Source organism: Kribbella soli (genome assembly GCF_004331345.1).
GTDB classification, from domain to species: domain Bacteria; phylum Actinomycetota; class Actinomycetes; order Propionibacteriales; family Kribbellaceae; genus Kribbella; species Kribbella soli.
In genome coordinates, this window is the sequence record NZ_SJJZ01000003.1 from 573,983 (window position 1) to 591,594 (window position 17,612).

17 protein-coding genes and 1 pseudogene are annotated in these 17,612 nt (G+C 68.3%); 3 read left to right on the top strand and 15 right to left on the bottom strand.

The window, feature by feature from the left end:
* Window positions 1–10 precede the first annotated feature (10 nt).
* The 3 genes from lspA to E0H45_RS25635 all read right to left on the bottom strand — a co-directional run bounded on the left by lspA (window position 11) and on the right by E0H45_RS25635 (window position 1,798).
* Complete coding sequence (lspA, locus tag E0H45_RS25625) at window positions 11–658, bottom strand: signal peptidase II (protein WP_131341940.1); 648 nt, start codon at window positions 656–658, stop codon at window positions 11–13.
* Window positions 631–1,335, bottom strand: a complete 705-nt coding sequence (locus E0H45_RS43355; RefSeq protein WP_131341942.1) for a TraR/DksA family transcriptional regulator — start codon at window positions 1,333–1,335, stop codon at window positions 631–633. The genes lspA and E0H45_RS43355 overlap by 28 nt, the downstream gene beginning before the upstream one ends.
* Window positions 1,336–1,522: 187 nt before the next feature.
* Entirely contained in the window at window positions 1,523–1,798 is a 276-nt protein-coding gene (locus E0H45_RS25635; protein ID WP_131341944.1) for a DUF167 domain-containing protein, read from the bottom strand.
* Window positions 1,799–2,077: 279 nt separating this feature from the next.
* Here E0H45_RS25635 and ileS point away from each other — a divergent pair, with 279 nt between their 5' ends.
* Window positions 2,078–5,233, top strand: coding sequence for an isoleucine--tRNA ligase (ileS, locus tag E0H45_RS25640; RefSeq protein ID WP_131341946.1), 3,156 nt, complete (start codon window positions 2,078–2,080; stop codon window positions 5,231–5,233).
* 136 nt (window positions 5,234–5,369) lie between these two features.
* Here the strand turns inward: ileS and E0H45_RS25645 are convergent, their stop codons facing one another.
* Window positions 5,370–5,846 (bottom strand): MarR family winged helix-turn-helix transcriptional regulator, encoded by a 477-nt coding sequence (locus tag E0H45_RS25645; protein WP_131341948.1) that lies wholly within the window; start codon window positions 5,844–5,846, stop codon window positions 5,370–5,372.
* A gap of 46 nt (window positions 5,847–5,892) precedes the next feature.
* Between E0H45_RS25645 and E0H45_RS25650 the strand changes: the two genes are divergently transcribed.
* On the top strand, window positions 5,893–6,348 hold the full coding sequence (locus E0H45_RS25650; protein WP_131341950.1) for a pyridoxamine 5'-phosphate oxidase family protein: 456 nt from the start codon (window positions 5,893–5,895) through the stop codon (window positions 6,346–6,348).
* A gap of 103 nt (window positions 6,349–6,451) precedes the next feature.
* Here E0H45_RS25650 and E0H45_RS25655 read toward each other — a convergent pair whose 3' ends face one another.
* From E0H45_RS25655 to E0H45_RS25680, 6 genes are all read right to left on the bottom strand, one after another.
* Complete coding sequence (locus tag E0H45_RS25655; RefSeq protein ID WP_130379855.1) at window positions 6,452–7,201, bottom strand: DivIVA domain-containing protein; 750 nt, start codon at window positions 7,199–7,201, stop codon at window positions 6,452–6,454.
* Between the two features lie 135 nt (window positions 7,202–7,336).
* On the bottom strand, window positions 7,337–7,642 hold the full coding sequence (locus E0H45_RS25660; protein WP_130379857.1) for a YggT family protein: 306 nt from the start codon (window positions 7,640–7,642) through the stop codon (window positions 7,337–7,339).
* A gap of 38 nt (window positions 7,643–7,680) precedes the next feature.
* The gene (locus E0H45_RS25665) at window positions 7,681–8,247 is read right to left on the bottom strand and encodes a cell division protein SepF (protein ID WP_131341952.1); all 567 of its coding nucleotides are present in this window, start codon (window positions 8,245–8,247) and stop codon (window positions 7,681–7,683) included.
* Window positions 8,248–8,316: 69 nt separating this feature from the next.
* On the bottom strand, window positions 8,317–9,030 hold the full coding sequence (locus E0H45_RS25670) for a YggS family pyridoxal phosphate-dependent enzyme (protein WP_131341954.1): 714 nt from the start codon (window positions 9,028–9,030) through the stop codon (window positions 8,317–8,319).
* A complete protein-coding gene (gene pgeF, locus E0H45_RS25675) occupies window positions 9,027–9,755 on the bottom strand; it encodes a peptidoglycan editing factor PgeF (RefSeq protein ID WP_131341956.1) in 729 nt (242 codons plus the stop codon). Before pgeF ends, E0H45_RS25670 begins: the two co-directional genes overlap by 4 nt.
* Before the next feature lie 9 nt (window positions 9,756–9,764).
* A complete protein-coding gene (locus E0H45_RS25680; RefSeq protein ID WP_131341958.1) occupies window positions 9,765–10,670 on the bottom strand; it encodes a S41 family peptidase in 906 nt (301 codons plus the stop codon).
* Between the two features lie 57 nt (window positions 10,671–10,727).
* On the opposite strand from E0H45_RS25680, the gene E0H45_RS25685 reads away from it, so the two are divergent.
* Window positions 10,728–11,252 carry an ArsR/SmtB family transcription factor gene (locus E0H45_RS25685; protein ID WP_131341960.1) on the top strand — a complete coding sequence of 175 codons (525 nt, stop codon included), beginning with the start codon at window positions 10,728–10,730 and terminating at the stop codon, window positions 11,250–11,252.
* A 663-nt stretch (window positions 11,253–11,915) separates the two neighbouring features.
* On the opposite strand, the pseudogene ftsZ reads toward E0H45_RS25685, so the two are convergent.
* The 5 genes and pseudogenes from ftsZ to ftsW all read right to left on the bottom strand — a co-directional run.
* Window positions 11,916–12,861: pseudogene (ftsZ, locus tag E0H45_RS43360) on the bottom strand (cell division protein FtsZ); the annotation flags it as partial.
* 159 nt (window positions 12,862–13,020) lie between these two features.
* A complete protein-coding gene (locus E0H45_RS25695) occupies window positions 13,021–13,761 on the bottom strand; it encodes a cell division protein FtsQ/DivIB (protein WP_131341964.1) in 741 nt (246 codons plus the stop codon).
* Between the two features lie 18 nt (window positions 13,762–13,779).
* Window positions 13,780–15,240, bottom strand: coding sequence for a UDP-N-acetylmuramate--L-alanine ligase (gene murC / locus E0H45_RS25700; protein ID WP_131341966.1), 1,461 nt, complete (start codon window positions 15,238–15,240; stop codon window positions 13,780–13,782).
* Window positions 15,237–16,325, bottom strand: a complete 1,089-nt coding sequence (murG, locus tag E0H45_RS25705) for an undecaprenyldiphospho-muramoylpentapeptide beta-N-acetylglucosaminyltransferase (RefSeq protein WP_131341968.1) — start codon at window positions 16,323–16,325, stop codon at window positions 15,237–15,239. The genes murC and murG overlap by 4 nt, the downstream gene beginning before the upstream one ends.
* Before the next feature lie 22 nt (window positions 16,326–16,347).
* Window positions 16,348–17,598, bottom strand: coding sequence for a putative lipid II flippase FtsW (ftsW, locus tag E0H45_RS25710; RefSeq protein WP_131341970.1), 1,251 nt, complete (start codon window positions 17,596–17,598; stop codon window positions 16,348–16,350).
* Window positions 17,599–17,612 lie beyond the last annotated feature (14 nt).

Genomic DNA, 17,612 nt, shown 5'->3' on the forward strand with positions numbered 1-17,612 from the left:
GTCCGGGAGCTCACTGGCGGTGCTCCCGGGTCCCGTCGAGCCTGATCCCGCGCAGTGTCTGGATCACCAGCAGTACGGCGGCCGACGTCACGGCCATGTCCGCGACATTGAAGATCGCCCAGTGCGGGGTCTGCAGGAAGTCGACCACGTGCCCGTGGAACGGCGAGGGCTCCCGGAAGATGCGGTCCAGGATGTTCCCGACCGCACCGCCGAACAGCAGGCCGAACGCGACCGCCCAGCCCGCCGACCCGAGCTTGCGGGACAGGTAGACCACGCCGAGCGCCACGGTGATCTGGACCGCGCTGATGTACGGCGTGTAGCCGGCGCCGAGGCTGAACGCGGCGCCGGAGTTCCGGATCAGGTTGAACTTGAGCAGCGAGCCGATCACATCCACCGGTTCACCCGGCGTCAGATGCGCCAAGGCGAGCGCCTTGGTCACCTGATCCAGCACCAGAATCAGCAACCCGACCCCGCCGAACACAACAGTCCACTTCCACGACCGCCCGCCGGACGAGCCGTCGTCGTCGCGGCCGGATTCGTTCGCCGCGGACGACGGAGAACCGGCCGACGGGTCGTCGGCCGGTTCCGGTGAGTCTGCGTCCCCCACCTGGTGGGACGAGGCGGCGTCGTTCAGCGGCGTTCCTGGCGTTCTTTGCATGAGACGCACAGTGTCGCACGCGGGAATGCCTGCAGCCGACCCTTGCCGATCGCGTTGCCGCAGTTGTCGCAGACGCCGTACGTGCCGTCGTCGATCCGCGTCAGCGCGAACTCGATCTGGTTCAGCATGTCGCGGGCGTTGTTGGCCAGCGTCAGCTCGTGGTACCGCTCAAGAGTTGTGGAGCCGACGTCCGCCTGGTCGTTACCGGCGCCGTCGCTGCCGTCCCGGAACAGGCCCGCGATCTCCTGCTCGGCGTCCTTGATCTCCTGCTTGAGGTGCTCGACCTCACCCTCGAGCTCGGCGCGCAGCTCGGCCAGCTCGGCAGCGGTCCACGGGTCCTCGCCCGGCTTCACCTTGAAGGTCTCGGCCGTGTGTGCTGCGGACTTCGCCGGCGCAGTCGCCGGGGTCCTGTTCTCGTTCGTCTTCATGGCCACCCTCTTCGTCGGAGCTTGCTTGGCAGGGGTCTTAGCCGCTGTGCTTTTCTTGGCCGCGGTGGTCGATGACGACTTCTTCACCGCGGAGGTCTTCTTGGCCGGCGAGGTCTTCGCCGTACCGTTGCGAGCCGTCGTCTTCTGGACCGGTTCGGACTGCTTCTCGGCGGCGCTCTTCTTGGCCGCGCTCTTCTTGGCCGCGGCAGAACGTTGGGGGGCGGACTTCTTCCGTGCCGATGTAGCCATGGTCAGCTACCCCCTGCCTTCCGTCGGAGACTGAAGCGGACTGGTCGCAAGACAGTAGGCCACGCGAACACCGCGTGCCAGTCCGACTCGCAGACCGTGGACATACGGTAGTCGGTTCTTCAAGTCCGCTCGATGTTCTGCGCGTCACAACCGCATTGCGGACATCACTGTCCGTAACATTCGCAGGTCAACCGAGCAGTTGCTCGAACCGCGACCGGATGTCGTTCGCATCCCCCTCCACCTCGACCAGCTTGTCCCTGCTGGTCGCACCATGCACCAGAGTTACTGCGGACCCCCGTACGCCGAACTCCGCTGCCACCGCCGCCAGGACAGCCTTCGTTGCCTGTCCCTCCACCGCACGGGCTGCCACCGCGACCACCAGCGCCGGCCCGGACGGACCGTCGTACCGGCCACCCACCGCGGTCCTGGAAGCCCCCGGCTTCACCCGCACGAGAATTCTCATACCCGAATTCTCGCAATACCACTGATTAACGATTCGTAGTCACCTCGTACGACGCCGTACACTCATGACTGCGAACCGCAAGGCAGTGATGGGGCCATCACCCCGGAGCCGCCGGAAGAACAGTCCGTAGGGACCTATTAGAACCGGCAGCGTGTCGTCAAGGAAGTGGGTGACCGGACTTTCGGTCGCCAAGGAGGGTGGTACCGCGCGGTAGCCAGGCGACAGGCCCGGCACTTCGTCCCTCGTCCAGTAGCAGGGACGGACGAAGGACGCAGAAAGATGGCGGCAGCGCACAACTCTGGGATCCCGTGGCGGCAGGTTCCCGCCCAGGTCGACTTCCCCGCGCTCGAGCGCGAGGTGCTCACCCTCTGGGACGAGCACGACACGTTCGCCAAGAGCCTCGAGCAGTCCGTCGGCGGTCAGCCGTGGACGTTCTACGAGGGTCCGCCGACCGCGAACGGCATGCCCGGCACGCACCACATCGAGGCGCGCGTCTTCAAGGACGTGTTCCCGCGCTACCGGACCATGAAGGGCTTCTGGGTCGAGCGCAAGGCCGGCTGGGACTGCCACGGCCTCCCGGTCGAGGTCGCGGTCGAGAAGGAGCTCGGCTTCAACGGCAAGACCGACATCGAGGCGTACGGCATCGCCGAGTTCAACGCCAAGTGCCGCGAGTCCGTGCTGCGGCACGTCGACGCGTTCAACGAGCTCACCGTCCGGATGGGCTACTGGGTGGATCTCGAGCACCCGTACAAGACGATGGACCCGGAGTACGTCCAGTCGGTGTGGTGGTCGCTCAAGCAGATCCACGACAAGGGCCTGCTGGTCGAGGACTACCGGATCACGCCGTACTGCCCGCGCTGTGGCACCGGCCTGTCCGACCACGAGCTCGCCCAGGGGTACGAGACCGTCGTCGACCCGTCGGTCTACGTCCGCTTCCCGCTCACCTCGGGCCCGCTGGCCGGCCAGGCGTCGCTGCTGGTCTGGACGACGACTCCGTGGACACTCGTTTCAAACACTGCGGTCGCCGTACACCCAGAGGTCGAGTACGTCGTCGCCACCGACGGCACCGAGTCGCTGGTGGTCGCCAAGCCGCTGCTGGACCGGCTCGGCGAGGGCTGGACGGTCACCGGTGAGTACGGCGGTCGCGAGATGGAGCGGTGGACGTACCAGCGACCGTTCGAGCTCGTGCCGTTCGACGAGCCGGCGCACTACGTCGTACTCGCGGACTACGTCACCACCGAGGACGGCACCGGTCTGGTGCACCAGTCCCCCGCTTTCGGCGCGGACGACCTCGCGGTGGGCCGCGCGTACAACCTGCCGGTGGTGAACCCGGTGGACCCCAGCGGTCACTTCAACGCCGACGTACCGCTGGTCGGCGGGCAGTTCTTCAAGAAGTCCGACGAGACGCTGGTCAAGGACCTGAAGGACCGCGGTCTGCTGTTCAAGCACGTGCCGTACGAGCACCCGTACCCGCACTGCTGGCGCTGCCACACGCCGGTCATGTACTACGCGCTCCCGTCCTGGTACATCCGCACCACCCAGGTGAAGGACGCCCTGCTGCGCGAGAACGAGAACACCAACTGGTACCCGGACTCGGTCAAGTGGGGCCGGTACGGCGACTGGCTGCGCAACAACATCGACTGGGCCGTGTCCCGCTCGCGCTACTGGGGTACGCCGCTGCCGATCTGGCGCTGCGATGGGGACCACCAGGTGTGCGTCGGATCGCTGGCGGAGCTGGGTGAACTGGCCGGCCGCGACCTGAGCGCAACCGACCCGCACCGGCCGTACGTCGACGACATCACCTTCGACTGCCCGACCTGTGGCGCCGAGGCGCGCCGCGTACCGGAGGTGATCGACGCCTGGTACGACTCGGGCTCGATGCCGTTCGCGCAGTGGGGCTACCCGTGGGCGGAAGGGTCGAAGGAGAAGTTCGCGGAGACCTACCCGGCGGACTTCATCTCCGAGGCGATCGACCAGACGCGGGGCTGGTTCTACACGCTGATGGCGATCGGCACGCTGGTGTTCGACGAGTCGTCGTACCGCAACGTCGTCTGCCTCGGGCACATCCTGGCCGAGGACGGCCGGAAGATGTCCAAGCACCTGGGCAACATCCTGGAGCCGATCCCGCTGATGGACGACCACAGCGCGGACGCGGTGCGCTGGTTCATGGCCGCGTCCGGGTCGCCGTGGAAGGCGCGCGGCATCGGGCCGAACGTGCTGAACGAGATCGTCCGGAAGGTGCTGCTCACCTACTGGAACACGGTCGCGTTCCACGCGCTGTACGCCCGGCTGGCCGACTGGTCACCCGCCGATGCCCCGGCCGTCGAAGACCGCTCGGTGCTGGACCGCTGGCTGGTCAGCGAGACGCACCGACTCGTTCGGGACACCGACGAGGCGTACGCCGCGTTCGACACGCAACGGCTCGGTCTGCTGGTCAACTCGTTCGTCGACGTGCTCTCGAACTGGTACGTCCGCCGTTCGCGCCGCCGGTTCTGGTCCGGTGACGCGAGCGCGCTGGCCACCTTGCACGAGACGCTCGAAGCACTCACCCGGGTGATGGCGCCGCTGACGCCGTTCGTCACCGAGCGGGTCTGGCAGGACGTGTTCCGCCCGGTCACGTCCGGCCTGCCCGAATCGGTGCACCTGACGAGCTTCCCGACGTACGACGAGACGCTGATCGACGACGTACTGGCGCAGCACGTGTCGATGGCGCGGCGGGTCGTCGAGCTCGGCCGGTCGGCCCGCGCCGAGGCGAAGGTGAAGACGCGGCAGCCGCTGGCCCGCGCACTGGTCGGGTCGGCCGCGATCGCGGACCTCTCCCCCGAGCTGCTGCAGGAGATCGCCGACGAGCTCAACGTGGGCACGGTCGCACCGTTGTCCTCGGCAGGCGCGGATCTGGTCGAGTTCTCTGCCAAGGGCAACTTCCGGGAGCTCGGCAAGCGGTTCGCCAAGCAGACCCCGGTGGTCGCGGCGGCGATCGCTGCTGCCGACGCCGGCGCGCTGGCTGCCGCGTTGAAGGAGTCGGGTACGGCGACCGTGGTGGTCGACGGCGAGGACGTCCAGGTCAGCGAGGCCGAGGTGCTGGTGTCCGAGCGGCCGAAGGAAGGCTGGTCGGTGGTCAACGAGCAGGGCGAGACCGTTGCCCTCGACCTCGAGGTCACGCCGGAGCTCAAGCAGGCCGGCCTGGCGCGCGAGGTGGTCCGCACCCTGCAGGAGGCCCGGAAGAACGCCGGCCTCGAGGTGTCGGACCGGATCAAGGTCTGGCTGACCTCGACCGATGCCGAGCTGACCGATGCCCTCGGCAAGCACTCCGACGAGATCGCCCGCGAGGTCCTCGCCGTCGAACTCAGCCAAGCGGCCCCGTCAGAATCCTCGGACGTTGCCACCGGCACCGAAGAGGACCTCCAACTCACCTACTGGCTCACCAAGGCCTGACCCCCACCCCCTCTCACATTTGCCTGGCTGACCCACCAATTTCGCTGGCTTACCCAGCAGATGAGGGGTTTGTGACCCGGAACCAGGGTCACAAACCCCTCATCTCATGGGTGGACCAGGCAAATGCCGAGGGGGGTCAGTGGGGTGGGCGTACGGCGCGAGCGCGCAAGGACGGGCTCGCGCCGAGGTGGTTGATCACGTCCACCAGGAGCAACCGCGCGTTCTCGACCTGGTCGTCGCCCAGGGCCTTTCGTAGCTCGGCGTCGATTGCCGCTCGGTGTTTGCGGGCGGCGGCGATCACAGCTTGACCGCGGTCGGTCAGTACGACGATGCGCGCGCGGGCGTCGGCGGGATCTGGCCGGCGGCTGACGTAGCCGCGGCTCGAGAGGTCGGCGACCGACTTCGACGCGGCCTGTTGGGTCACCCCCAGCTTCTCCGCGAGTGTGCTGATCGTCACCGGCCCGCCGACCAGATGCTGGAACACCACACCGTCCGCGAAGCGCGAGTCCGCGAACCCCTCGCCCGCGAGCCGCCGCTGCAGCTCATCGGCCAGCGCCCAGCCGGCGAACAACGAGGCCAGCGACAGGTCGGCGTCAGCCGGATCGAACTCCATGACCCGAAACATACAACCAAGGTTGTGCATCGACTAATCTACAACCATGGTTGTGCAAAAGGAGTTCCTGGACAGAGCGCACCGGATCGTCTGGTGCACGGTGGCCACGGTCGGGCCGGACAACCGGCCGCGGACCCGCATCCTGCACCCGATCTGGGAGCTGTACGACGAACTGACCGGGTGGATCGTCACGCGCGCGACACCGGTGAAGGTGCGGCACCTGACGCACAGCTCGTATGTCAGCTGCAGCTACTGGGAACCCGGTCATGAGGTGGCCGTCGCGGACTGCGAGGCGGAGTGGGTCACGGATGCGGCGACCCGGCAACGAGTGTGGGAGCTGTACCGGGACGCTCCCGCACCACTCGGCTACGACTTCTGGAGTGTGTTCCCCGACGGTCCTTCCGGGGAATCACCCTCACTCCTGCGGCTTACGCCGTACCGGCTGCGGCTTGCTGATGTCGAGACACTCAGCGGCCGGAAGGTTCCGCTCGCCTGGCCCTGACTCCGAGTCACCGATGAAAGACCCTGTGTCAGAGGTGGCCAGACATGGCGAAGAGGCGGTGCCGCCGGAAAGCACCGCCCCTTCCACAGACAACTACGTCTTTTTAGACGCCGTGACCGTGCGCCTGCGCACGCGCCTCCGGCCGGAAGCCGTTGCGCGGGCTGAGCGTGTCGTCGCCGTTGCCGAGCGCCTTCAGCTGCTCGGTGAAGTACGTCTTCAGGCGGCTGCGGTACTCACGCTCGTAAGCGTGCAGGTCGTCGATCGTGCGCTCGAGCTGACCCTTCTGCTTCTCCAGCGTGCCGAGCATCTGCGCGCGGCGCTCGGCGATCTCGCCGTCGAGCTTCTCGGCGCGGGCGCGGGCCTCACCGGTCATCCGGTCAGCCTTGCCGCGGGCCTCGTTCTCCAGGCGCTCCGCCTTGGCGCGGGCCTCGCCGATGATCTTGTCGGCGGTGTCCTTCGCCTCCTGGACCAGGTCGTCGGAGTGCTTGGTGGCCATCTCCAGCAGCCGCACCGCGGAGCTGGAGGCGTCACCGACAGTGCCGGCCGCCGCAGCCGCGGTCGGAGCGGCCACCACCGGCGGCTTCTCCTCGGGCTTCTCGACCACGACCGGGGGCTTCGGCTGCTGCACGACTGGCGGCAGCGCGGCGGTCTGGTCGACCGGGCGCTGCTGGTCTGCACCAGCGCGCTGAGCCGCCGCGAGCTTGGCCCGCAGCTCCTCGTTCTCGGCGAGAAGTCGCTCGAGTTCGGCTTCCACCTCGTCGAGGAAGGAGTCGACCTCTGTGACGTCGTAGCCCTCCCGTAGTCGGACGGGCGTGAACTGCTTCGAGCGGACGTCATCCGGCGTCAGCGGCATCTTTCACCTCGTTTGTCTGTGTCTTGGCGGAGTCCCCGTGGCCCTCGCCTTGGCGACTCAGTAGATCACGTTATCGCTTCGTTGTCTTATGACGGAATCCGGGCTCTACCTACCCGGTCTTGGCGGTCCTCACCCTTACAACGATCGAAGGGCCGTCGAGTTGATGGCCATCGCTACCGACACCATGACGAACAGCATCAGCATCGACAGATCGATCCGGATCCCACCGGCCCCGATCGGGGGCAGAATCCGCCGCAACGGCTTCAGGAACGGGTCCGTGATCGAGTAGATCAGCTCGAAGAACAGCAGCAGCGGCCCTTTGGGGTGCCACTGCGGAGCGAACATGACGATCAGACTGAGTACGAACCGCGCCACCAGCACCAGGAAGAAGGCGAGCAGTACCCAGTACAGAACGATGAGGACGAGCGCTAGAGCATCCATGTCGACAACGAGTGTAGAAGACGGCGGAAGCGCCGGCCTCAGCTCTGGTTGTAGAACCCGTCCGCAGCGATCTTTTCCTTCTCCTCGGCAGCTACCGTGACGTTCGGCGGGCAGACCAGGAACACCTTGGTGGTGATCCGCTCGATCGAGCCCCGGCAGCAGAAGATCAGGCCGGCCGCGAAGTCCACCAGCCGCTTGGCGTCGGAGTGGTCCATCTCGGTCAGGTTCATGATGACGGGCGTACCGTCGCGGAAGTGCTCACCGATGACGCGCGCCTCGTTGTAGCTGCGCGGGTGCACGGTGGTGATGCGGGCCAACTCGGTAACCTCCGGGGACGACGCGACACCGCGCCGGTCTGGGAACTTGCTGACCGTGGCGCCGCTCTGGTCCTGACGGTCCTCGCGGCCCTGGAACTGGGGCTCGGTGCGAGGCTCGCGGCTCTCCCGGCCGGCGGGTACCGGCTCGGTCTCGTGGGAGTCCCCGTCGACGGCTTCTTCCTCGTACTCGTCGAAGTCGTCGTACTCGTCGTCGTACCGCGCGTTGTAGCGCTCCCCGTCCTCGACCAAGCCGAGGTACACACCCATCTTGCGCAGTGCGCCGCTCATGGCCCTCCAGCCCTCGATTCCGGTTCGACGACAACGGTGAGCAGGAAGCAAACCTGCTCGATGTCGACACTAACCGAGTGGAGGACGCGTACCGAGTAAGGCGCGCCCGAGCCGAACGTGTGTCGCACCCTGCTTGATCGCCGCCTCCAGATCGCCGGTCATCCCGGCCGAGATCCAGCCGGCGCCAGGGTGTTCGGAGCGTAGTCGCGACGCTACTTCGCGCAGTCCGGCGAAGGCTTTCTCAGCGTCCGAACCGAGGGGCGCGACAGCCATCACTCCCCCGAGTTCGAGGCCGTCGGCCGCGGCGATCTCCGCGGCCAGTTCCGGTACGTCGGCAGGCGCGACACCGCCCCGGCTCGCGCCGGTCGCCGCGTCCGCGGATCCGTACGCCGCAAGGCTCACCTGAATCAGGCAGCGCAACGTCTTCTCCTCGGCGACCGCGGCCTTCGCCAGCGCTTCGACGAGTGACGACCGGTCGACCGAGTGCACAACCGATGCGTAGCGCGCGATCGAGCGGGACTTCTTCGACTGCAACTGACCGACGAAGTGCCAGGTGAGGTCCGGGCACTCCGGGGCCTTCGACTTGAGCTCCTGCTCGCGGTTCTCCCCGACGTCCTCGATCCCGAGGCCCGCGAGCGCCCGTACGTCGCTGACTGGGAAGGTTTTGGTGATCGCCACGAGGGTGACCTCGTCCCGGGCCCTCCCGGCCGCCTGGCAGGCCTTCTCGATCCGCTCCTGCACCTGCACCAGATTCGCGCGGAGCTCGTCGTCGCGTGCACTCACGGTGCGACCAACTTGATCAGCCCTGCCATCCGCCCGCTCTCCGGACCTTCGCGGCGGTACGAGTACAGGTTCTCGGACTCGATCGTGCAGGCCGCCGCGTCGACCACCTCGACACCGAGCTCGGCCAGTTGCGCCTTCACACCGGCGGCCACGTCGATCGCGGGCGTCCCCCAACTCGTCTCGGAGTACGACGCCGGCACCCGCTCCGCGACCTCGGCCCGCATCGCGTCGGGGACCTCGTAGCAGTTCCCGCACGCATACGGTCCGAGTACGGCGGTGATCGTCGACGCGCCGAGTTCCCGCATCGCGTCGACGGTCGCCGGGACGATGCCGACGTACATGCCCTTGCGGCCGGAGTGCGCGGCGCCGATCACGCCGTCGCCGGACAGCAGCACCGGCAGGCAGTCGGCCGCGCGAACCGCCAGCACCACATCGGATCGCGTCGTCACCAGACCGTCGGCCTTCGGCATCGGCCGGGTCGGAAGTTCGTCGTCCGGCCGTACGACGTGGACGTCGCGGCCGTGCACCTGGCTGACCCGCACCACGTTCTCCGCGGGCACTCCGAACTCGGACGCGATCAGCCCGAAGTTCGCGATCACCCCGTCGACGTCCGGACCGGAAGCACTGCCGAGGTTCAGTTCGCCGTACGGCGGTTTGCTGGCGCCGCCGAACCGATCGGTGAAAGCGAAGCGAACACCCTGGCGAATCTCGTCGTAGCCGAACACGACTGAAGGTTACCCAGCGGCGACCGTCGCGCGGCGGTAGGCCTCGGCGAAGGCTTCGTCCGCGGGGACGTCGACGTCAGGGACGACGCCGGTGCCTTCCCAGTTGGTCCCGGAGATCTGGTTGACCGAACGCACCACCGGCACGGTCGCCTCCAGCTGATCGTGCAGCTTGAAGCCCTGGCGCGGGTGCGCGCCGCCGCGCGTCCGCTCTCCGACGACCACCGCTCGCTTGAGTTGCTGCAGGTCGTACGCCAGCTCTTCACCGCCGGAGAAGGTCGCCGAGCTGGTCAGCACCCAGATCGGCTTGGTGCCACCGAAGCGCGGCCCCGGCACGTACGACGTGGTCCAGAACTGCCGCGTCGTCCCGTCGCCCGGACAGACCAGATCCTGCAGATGGATCGGTTCGCCGGCGTCGAACAGGTGGCTGCAGACGAAGGCGACCTGATCGGGCGACCCGCCCACGCAGCGGCGCAGGTCGAGGATCAGCGCGTCCGCCGACGCGAGCAGCGTCATCGCGGCGGTCAGTGCCGCACCCGCGTGGGCAGGGTCGTACAGCATCGGCCGGATCTCCAGCAGGCCGACGTTCCCGTCCAGTCGTTCGACCCGCGTCACCCCGCCGGCGTCGCGCTCGGCAAACCGGCGCCAATGTGCTTCCTCGGCCACCGGGTCGGTCTCGTCCGGCGGCCCGTCGGGGTGGAACTTGAGCCGCAGGTGCTTGTCGCCGTTGCCGAGTTGCAGGTCGGCCGTGACCCGCTCGGCCAGCTGCTCCGGCGCCTCGAGGTCGTCGTACCGGCCCTCGGCGGTCGCTGCGGCGAGCCGGTTCGCGACCTCGGCGCCGACCTCCGGAAAGACGTAGTGCTCGGCGACCAGTGCGCCCAGCCGGTCGATGACGATCCTGATCTCTTCGGTGTGCATGACCAGGAGTAGAGCAGGCGGATTGACAAAGTGTCAAGAATTCTCGACGCTTGATCCATGGCCGAGATCATCGATCACCTGGACGTGTCGAGTGCTGCGCAGTTCAAGGCGCTCGGGCACCCGCTGCGGCACCGCTTGCTGTTCGCACTCGGGCAGGAGGCGGCCACGATCAGCCAACTGGCCGCCGCGCTCGGGACGGCGAAAGGCAACGTCGCCCATCACCTGGGCGTGCTCCGCGACGCCGGGATGGTGCACGTGGCCGAGACGCGGCAGGTGCGGGGCGGGACCGAGCAGTACTACCGACGGTCGGTGCGGCGGTTCGGCTTCACCGGTGAAGGCGCGCGAGCGAACAACACCGTCGCGCTACAGGCGGTCGCAGCCGACCTGGAGACCGCCGACCCGGACCCGATGTTCACGGTGCGGAACCTCCGGCTGACCGCAGCTCAGGCGGAGGAACTCACCGCGACGCTGCAGCAGATGGCCGACGACCTCGCCGACGCAGGCCCCGGAGAGTCGCGGTACGGCGTCGTCGTGTCCGTCTACCGTCCTCGCCAGGCCACAACGCCTGGCGAGGGCAGCTGACCTACTTCAGGAAGTCCGGGATGTCGAGGTCTTCCTCGGGCTCTGCCTTCTTCGGCTTGACCGGCTGACTCGGCTGAGCCGTCTGACCGGCCTGACCCGTACCAGCGTTGCTCGGGCCGTGGGTGGGCCAGGAGTGCTGGGTCGACGGTGAGGCAGGGGTGTGCGGAGCGGGCTGCGCCGACTGCTGGCCGGACTGCACCGTGCGGACGCCGTCACCCGCCTGCGGGCGTGCGGAGTTCGTCGTCCCGGCACCGGGCCGCGGCTCGGTCGGTGCGGGCACCGGCACCGTGTCGTCGGTCGGGGTGGCCGGGTTGCCGGGCGTCACGCCCGACGGCTGGCCGGCACCTGGCTGCGGCTGCCCTGCACCCTGAGCGGCTCCGGGAGCACCCTGCTGGCTCGCCCCTGGCTGACCGGAAGGCTGACCACCCGGGACCTGGCCGGACTGGGTCTGGCTGCCGGAGAACTGACCACCGGACTGATGTCCTCCGCCCGGCTGTCCCCCACCTGGCTGTCCGCCCGACGGGCCGCCGGTGGCGGGCTGGCCGGACTGCTGGCCTGCCGGTGGTGTCGTGCCGCCGGCCATCGGCGCCGAGTAGCTCTGCGACGACGGGCGGGACGACGGTGGCCGGGCCTGGTTCATCGCCTGCTCGCGGCGTTTCGGCATCCCGCCGTCGAACCCGGCCGCGATCACCGTGACCCGCACCTCGTCGCCGAGGGCGTCGTCGATGACCGCGCCGAAGATGATGTTCGCGTCCGAGTGCGCGGACTCCGAGACCAGCTGGGCCGCCTCGTTGATCTCGAACAGGCCGAGATCGGACCCGCCGGCGATCGACAGCAGCACACCGTGCGCACCCTCGATACTTGCCTCCAGCAACGGCGAGGAGATGGCCGCCTCGGCGGCCGCGACCGCACGGTCCTCGCCACGCGACGAGCCGATACCCATCAGCGCCGAGCCGGCGTTCGACATGACCGCCTTGACGTCGGCGAAGTCCACGTTGATCAGGCCGGGCGTGGTGATCAGGTCGGTGATACCGGAAACACCCTGCAGCAGCACCTGGTCGGCCTGCTTGAACGCGTCCAGCACGGACACGGCGCGGTCGGAGATGGTCAGCAGCCGGTCGTTCGGGATGACGATCAGGGTGTCGACTTCTTCACGAAGGGCGGCGATGCCCTCCTCGGCCTGGGTCGCACGGCGCTTGCCCTCGAACGAGAACGGCCGCGTCACCACACCGATCGTCAGCGCACCGAGCGAGCGCGCGATCCGGGACACCACCGGCGCGCCACCGGTGCCGGTGCCGCCACCCTCGCCCGCGGTGACGAAGACCATGTCGGCGCCCTTGAGCGCCTCCTCGATCTCCTCCCCGTGGTCCTCGGCGGCCTTCTTCCCGATCGCCGGGTTCGCGCCGGCGCCGAGGCCCCGGGTCTCCTCCCGGCCGATGTCGAGCTTGACGTCCGCGTCGCTCATCAGCAGCGCCTGGGCGTCGGTGTTGATGGCGATGAACTCCACGCCCTTCAACCCGTGCTCGATCATCCGGTTGACGGCGTTCACGCCGCCGCCGCCGATACCGACGACCTTGATGAGTGCCAGGTAGTTCTGCGGTGCCGCCACGTCCGCGCCTCTCGCCTCGTTCGTTTCCCGTTGTCCAGCGAAAAGACTGAACCTCAAGTGGATGCTTAGACTTATGTCAACTTTAGATTACGTCGCACGCTACGGGACGGCTTCTGGCGATGTCCACGCGCCTCGCCGCCCGTACCGCGATGTGATCCGTCACCGCTTTTCCCCTTTGGTGACAGGAAGATCGGGCGCCGAGACGTCGTACACCTTCGCCTGCCGCTTCATCAGCACGCTGAGTACCTCGGCCTTGCGCTCGCTGTCATCGGAACTACCCCAAACGACCTTCACGCCGGAGCTGAGGTTGAGGGTGATCGAGTCCGGCGACGCTGCCGAGATCGATCCCACCTGCGCCCGCAGCGTGTCCGGAAGGGCCGCCGACACCGTCACCACCGAGTGGATCGTGACGTCGCGCCGAACCCCGGTCACCTTCGCCTCCGGCAGCCCGGCCGGCCGGTCCGGAACCGTCCGGTACGTCGTACCGGTCGCGTCCACCAACTCGTACCGCGAGCCGTCGGTGACCACCACGACCGGGACCCGCTCGGTGACGACGATCACGATCTTGCGCGGCCACGCCCGCGTCACCTGCGCGTCCGCCACCGCCGGAATCGTGCGCACCCGCTCCGCGATCGACCGCAGGTCCACCTTCGCCAACGGCGTACCCGTCGGCGCGGCCGCGACCTGCTCGATCGTTGCCACCGGCACCGTGTCGGCACCGCTGATCCGGACCCCGGAGACCGCGAACGCGGAGGAGAAGTAGAACAGCCAGACGACCAGACCGGCCAGCACGACCAGTCCGCCGCCGACGGCCCAGGGCAACCAGCTCCGCCACCGCACCAGCCGTTGCCGGCGCGCGAACTTCTGCTGTGCCCGAGCCAGATCGACGCTCTGGCTCATTCAACAAACCCCACCCTTTTACTCCACCACAGGTACCGGCATTGCCTCGGAAGGCTCGCGGGCGGCAGCGCGTTCGGCCAGCAAACCAACGACTTCCGGGCCGATCAGGGTCACGTCGCCCGCGCCCAGCGTCACCACCAGGTCGCCCGCTTGGGCGAGGTCCGTGACCAGCTGCGGTACGGCGGACCACGACGGCTCGAACCGCACCTGCTCGGGTTTCAGCGGCACGTGGTTCGCGATCAGGGCGCCGGTGACACCGGGCTCCGGGTCCTCGCGGGCCGCGAAGACGTCCATCACCACGACCTCGTCGGCCAGCGCCAGCGCTTCGGAGAACTCGGTCGCGAAGATCCGGGTCCGGCTGAACAGATGCGGCTGGAAGCACGCGATCACGCGCCCCTCCCCCGCCACCTGGCGCGCCGCGGTCAGGTCGACGGCGAGCTCGGTCGGGTGGTGCGCGTACGAGTCGAACACCCGCACGCCGTCCTCGAGACCCTTGAACTCGAACCGCCGGCCGGTGCCGGTGAACGACGCCAGTCCCTCGGCCAGGTCGGCCGCGGAGAACCCGAGCCCGAGCCCGACGGTCAGGGCCGCCGACGCGTTCAGCGCGTTGTGCTTGCCGGCCTGCTGCAACTGCACGATCGGCAGCTTGCGCCCGCGGTACACCGGCACGAACGACTGCGTCGCCCCGGTCGCGGTGATCTCGGTGACGTGCAGGTCCGCGTCGTCGGCCTCGCCGTACGTCCGGACGTCGATCCCGCGGTCCCGCGCGTACGACGCCAGCGCCCGGGCGCCCGCGTCGTCCTGGCACATCACCATGAAGCCGCCGGGCAGGACTCGTCCGCAGAACTCCTCGAACGCCTTCCGGTAGCTGGCCTCGTCGCCGTAGTTGTCCAGGTGGTCCGGCTCGACCGACGTGACGATCGACACCTCGGGCGCATAGGTCAGGAACGACTTGTCCGACTCGTCCGCCTCGGCGACGAACAGGTCGCCGGTCCCGTCGTGGGCGTTCGACCCGGACTCGTTCAGGTTGCCGCCGATCGCGTACGACGGGTCCGCGGCGCAGTGCTGCAGCGCGACGGTCAGCATCGACGTGGTCGTGGTCTTGCCGTGCGTGCCGGCGACCGCGAGCGTCCGGCGGCCGACCATCACCGACGCGAGCGCGGCGGCCCGGGGCAGGATCGGGATCCCGGCCGCGCGGGCGGCGACCACCTCGGGGTTGGTCTCGCGGATCGCGGTCGACACGACCACGGTGTCGGCGTCCTTCACGTGCTCGCCGGCGTGACCGACCCAGCAGGTCGCGCCGAGCGCGCGGAGCGCGGCGAGCACCTTGCCGTCCTTGGCGTCCGAGCCGGACACCTCGATCCCGCGCGACGCCATGATCCGGGCGATCCCGGACATGCCGGCGCCGCCGATTCCTACGAAGTGCACCCTGCCCAGCTTCTCGGCCGGTAGCAGCGTGTCAGGTGCGGTGACGATCACGACGCAGACCTCACCACATCGAGGATGATCCGCGCCAATCGGTCGTCGGCGTCGGTCCGGATCACACCGGTCGCAGCTGTGGTCATGGCTGTCAGACGCTCGCGGTCGAGCAGAAGTTGCGGCACGTTCGCGCGCACCCAGTCAGGAGTCATCTCGGCGTTGTCGATCAGCACACCTCCACCCACGTCGACAACCGGCTTCGCGTTCAGTCTTTGCTCACCGTTACCGATCGGCAGCGGAACGTAGATCGCGGGCAGGCCGACACCGGACACCTCGGTGACCGTGTTCGCGCCAGAGCGGCAGACCACCAGGTCCGCGGCGGCGTACGCGAGGTCCATCCGGTCGACGTAGTTCAGTACGACGTACGGGAGCGGACCGGTCTGCGGTACCTCGAGGGTGTTCTTCGGGCCGATCGCGTGCAGCACCTGGATGCCGGCCGCCTGCAGGTCCGCGGCGGCGCCCGAGACCGACTCGTTGATCCGCTGCGCGCCCTGCGAACCGCCGGTCACGAACAGCGTCGGGGCGTCCGGGTCGAGGCCGAAGAACTGCCGGGCCTCGGCGCGAAGTGCGGCCCGGTCCAGCGTCGAGATCGCCCGCCGGATCGGCAGCCCGACATACTCGGCGTGCGGCAGGTCGGTGCCCGGGAACGACGTCTTCACGTGCTGCGTGCAGTACCGGGCGGCGAACTTGTTCGCGATCCCCGGGACGGCGTTGCCCTCGTGCACCACGATCGGGGTCTTCCGCCGCCAGGCGGCGACGTACGCCGGGGTGGAGACGTAGCCGCCGAAGCCGACCAGGACGTCCGCCTTCGCCTCGTCGAGCACCTTCCGGGCCGCGCTCACCGAGGACAGCAGCTTCCCGGGAACAGCCAAGAGCGCGGGCGTGGGCTTGCGCGGTAGCGGCACCGGAGGGATCAGCTCCAGCCGGTACCCGGCCTCGGGGATCACGCGGGTCTCGAGGCCGCGCTCGGTCCCGAGGGCGATGATCTCGATCGTCGGGTCGATCCGGCGCAGGGCGTCTGCGGTGGCGATCAGGGGTGAGGTGTGGCCGGCGCTACCGCCACCGGCCAGAACGATGCTGGGCACAGCTTTCAACGCTCCCGCGGGTTCATTTGTACGACATACGCCGCGAAGGCAACCAGCCGAAACGAGGACGCCGAGTCTCTTTCAGGGCGGCCTGCGCGCCGGGCTCGGCCTTCGCGAAGGACAGCAGCATGCCGATCGCGATCAGCGTCGGCAGCAGTGCGGAACCACCGTACGACAAAAGCGGGAGCGGGATACCCACGATGGGTAGCAGTCCGATCACGGCGCCGAGGTTGACCAGCGTCTGCGCCATGATCCAGATGGTGATCCCGGCCGCGGCGTAGCGGACGAACGGTTCGGTGTTCCGGGTCGCGATCCGCACCCCGGCGTAGGCCAGGGTGAGGAACAGGGCGAGTACGGTGAGCGACCCGACCAGGCCGAGCTCCTCACCGATCACCGAGAAGATGAAGTCGGTGTGCGCCTCCGGCAGGTTGCTCCACTTCTGCCGGCTGTTGCCGATCCCGACGCCCCACCAGCCGCCGGTCGAGAGCGCGTAGAACGAGTGATACGCCTGCCAGCCGACGGTGGTCGGGTTCGCGAACGGGTCCAGGAACGACGTCACCCGGTCCAGGCGGTACTTCTCCGCGTTCACGAAGTACGTCGCGACCGCGCCGACCACGACGATGGTCGCGACGAACAGCCGGGTCGGCGCGCCGACGATCCAGATCATGCCGATCATCACGGCCATCAGCACGAGCGCCGTACCGAGGTCGTGCTGCCCGACCACCAGCGCGATCACCAGACCGCAGACCGGCACCATCGGGACCAGCAGATGCTTCCACTGGGTGAGCAGTTTCTCCTTGCGTGCGTACAGGTCCGCGCACCACATCACCATCGCCAGCTTGGCGAACTCACTCGGCTGGATCTGCAGCGGTCCGCCGAGGTTCAGCCAGTTGGTGTTGCCGTTGACGCCGACACCGAGACCAGGGATGTACGTCAGCACCAGCAGGAACATCGACCCGAGCAGCGCGACGTACGCGAGCATCCGGAAGTGCCGCGGTGTCATCCGCGAGGCGACGTACGCCATCGGCAGACCGACGCCGACCCAGATCAACTGCCGGACGAAGATCGTGTAGCTGTTCCCGTTGACGCGCAGCGACAGCACGCTGGACGCCGACAGCACCATCATCAGGCCGAGCACCAGCAGCAGGCCGGTCGCCCCGAGCACGATGTGGTACGACGTCAGCGGCCGGTCGAGCACGTCCTTGATCGCAGCGATCCAGGCGCGTTCGCTGGTCTGCTTCTTCCGCTCCGGCTGATCCGCGATCGACGTCACGCGATCACCTCCGG